3 protein-coding genes are annotated in these 2,472 nt (G+C 51.6%); all 3 read right to left on the bottom strand.

Annotation, left to right across the window (positions count from 1 at the left end):
* Positions 1–143: 143 nt before the first annotated feature.
* Entirely contained in the window at positions 144–1,220 is a 1,077-nt protein-coding gene (locus RMO15_RS06945) for an IS4 family transposase (protein ID WP_309709714.1), read from the bottom strand.
* A 224-nt stretch (positions 1,221–1,444) separates the two neighbouring features.
* Positions 1,445–1,756, bottom strand: coding sequence for a hypothetical protein (locus RMO15_RS06940; RefSeq protein ID WP_309709711.1), 312 nt, complete (start codon positions 1,754–1,756; stop codon positions 1,445–1,447).
* Positions 1,757–1,855: 99 nt separating this feature from the next.
* Positions 1,856–2,233 carry a hypothetical protein gene (locus RMO15_RS06935; protein WP_309709709.1) on the bottom strand — a complete coding sequence of 126 codons (378 nt, stop codon included), beginning with the start codon at positions 2,231–2,233 and terminating at the stop codon, positions 1,856–1,858.
* Positions 2,234–2,472: the final 239 nt, after the last annotated feature.

Here is a 2,472-nt window from a genome sequence, read left to right as displayed (position 1 = left end):
GCATCAATCCCGGTGACTACGAGGAAGCAAAGGTACTACGATGAAACAGGCGATTTTTTTATGCGCGACAACACTTGCGCTGATGACTCTTGTGGGTTGCGGAGGAGGGAGCGGTGCACTGTGCGTGACAAACAGTTTGCCTTTCAAGTTTTGCATGGGATGAGGGCCTGAAGAAACCAACGGATTTCAAGATCGGATGGCGGCCCCAAAAGCCATAGCGCAACGCGGTGAGCTACCTCAAGTCCTTGCCGAGCAATACTTTTACGGGCACGTTTGGTCGCCTTACAGAGGGTCTGAGGTAAAGATTGGCCGATGCAAACGCACAAAAGATAAGCCAGCACCAGCAGGCCAAAGAGACGGCTGACACGATCCGGATCCACCACACGAGTCTCTTCCAGATGAAAACCGCGACCCTTGAGAGCCTGAAACAGGCATTCGATACTCCAACGGTTGCGATAATCCTCCAAAAGATTGCCTGGATCACTGCTTGCCACTATCAGATGCTCACCCCCAGAAAGTGGCTTTCCTCCCAAATAAACCCAGGTGCCCCAGAGCAGAAATTGACCTTTACGGCATTGCATAGAGCGGCTAAAGAGGGCAGCCACTTCATAGATTTTGCCTTTGCGATCCCGCACCAAATCATCTACACGAAGGCGTAAACGAAAAGGGATTCGAGCACGTTTGAGCCAAGCAATCCAGTCCGCGCCGATAAACTCGCGATCCCCCGTCAGGTAGGCAATGCGTTTTGAACCCCATAAATCCAGAAATTGTTTCATCAGGGCAATGCGTTGCCCCGTGTCGCTTGCCCCATCCCTTGGCAGAGGCTCCCAGAGCAAAGGGATGGCCACACCGTCACAGTAAACAGCCAAGACCAGCAGATTGATGGGAGACTTTCCCCAGAACCAGTTGGTGCGATCCATCACCAGAATCCACGGGCAGGAGGGCAAGAATCGGACAATGATCTTGGCGAAAGCTATTGGAGTGACTCGGGCATCGTCGAGGAACCTCTGAATTCTCTTTCGGTTGGATTCTTCTGTGGCTCCCGTTGGTAAGACACTTGCGATCCAAGGCAAACTGACGGTTCTTTCCGCCAGCAGTGCCAGGAGAAACAGGGTGATGAATTGGCAATAGGGTGCGAGTTCTCCTATACTTTCTCGCATCAGCCTTTGGATTTTGTGGAGGGAACTCTGTGAGTTCTGAAGGTTGGTCGGCTCGGTCATGGGCTCTCTTTTCGGTGTGGTAACCTCAAGATAGCCTTCTTTGGCCGAGCCGTCATCCTGTAAAATTTAGCGGGGCAAACTGTTTGTCACGCACAGTGGGGTGCAAGATGGCATTGGTACTTTGGGTGACTCCTTTGACCCGTAGCTGGCCGGTTGAAGGATGAAACAAACTTAATAACTTGGCAGTTCCCCCTCGCAGGTAAGTATGAACCATTGGTGCTATTTCAAATCGGCACCCAAGCTGTACTCATGCTTTTTTTGTCGCCGCCAAATAAGGTAGTGGCCATATCCGTCACCAAATTCCAGGCAGCACAAGCAAAAGCAAGATGGCTCTCGATACCAGGCCAGCCACGCTCCGTAATCGACTTCATCCCAAAAACACGAACCCAACCCGAAAAGAGCGTCTCGACGATCATTCGATAGTTGCGCTGACCCCGTTGGCAGACAATCAGATTCTCACAATCACCGCCACGTTTGACAGATTTATGGAAGCCATTATCCACCAGTTTGGGCTCGTTGGGATGGTCCGAGAGCATCCATTAAAAGTCACCATCGTAAAGGCTGGCTCCTTCCGCGTCCCAATCGCAGATACGGCCATCAAAGTTGAGCAGAGGGCAGAACTTCACTCCCACGTACTACTGGCCATTGGATTTGCCTTTTTCACCGACTTGACCCTCACTTCGGCCTTGTCGGCGAGGATGAATCAGTTCAATGCCCAAACTGTCGCTAACCAGAAGCATGCCGGGGTCAGCCAAGAAACGATCTGCCCAATCCTGATGGGCTCGCATCAGTCGGAACAGGCGCGATCTCTCGGGTAGAGCGGGAAACAAGTGAAGATAGTTTGCCTCAAGCCACTGCCAAAATCGTCGTTGGCTCTGAGCCTTGAGAACGTAGAGGACGCCGATGGTAACGAGTTCGCTAGGCCAGAGCTGTGCTCTTGGATCTTTGGGCACGTCTGTCATGGCTTCGTCAACATGAAAGAACAAAGTGGCGATAAAATCAGTGAGGGTCAAGTGATTTGCTCCAGGAAGAGTGTAGATAACCCATCCTATCGCAAGTCACTTGACTCAAGAAATATCAGCGCCTCTCAACAGCGAGATGCGCACCAATGTCAAGTCCTTATAATGGTGTAAATAACTCGGTGGCTTGACGGGGCGGGCATAGCCCGCAGAGTCGAGAAAGCCACTTCCCTCTCCCGACAATTGGAGTGACGAAACTTCAAGAATCGGGGAGAAAGAAATGGCTCAGTTTG

It is taken from the genome of Armatimonas sp. (genome assembly GCF_031410135.1).
GTDB lineage: Bacteria > Armatimonadota > Armatimonadia > Armatimonadales > Armatimonadaceae > Armatimonas.
Note: the sequence above shows the minus strand (reverse complement) of the source record. Positions and strands in the feature narration are given on the sequence as shown.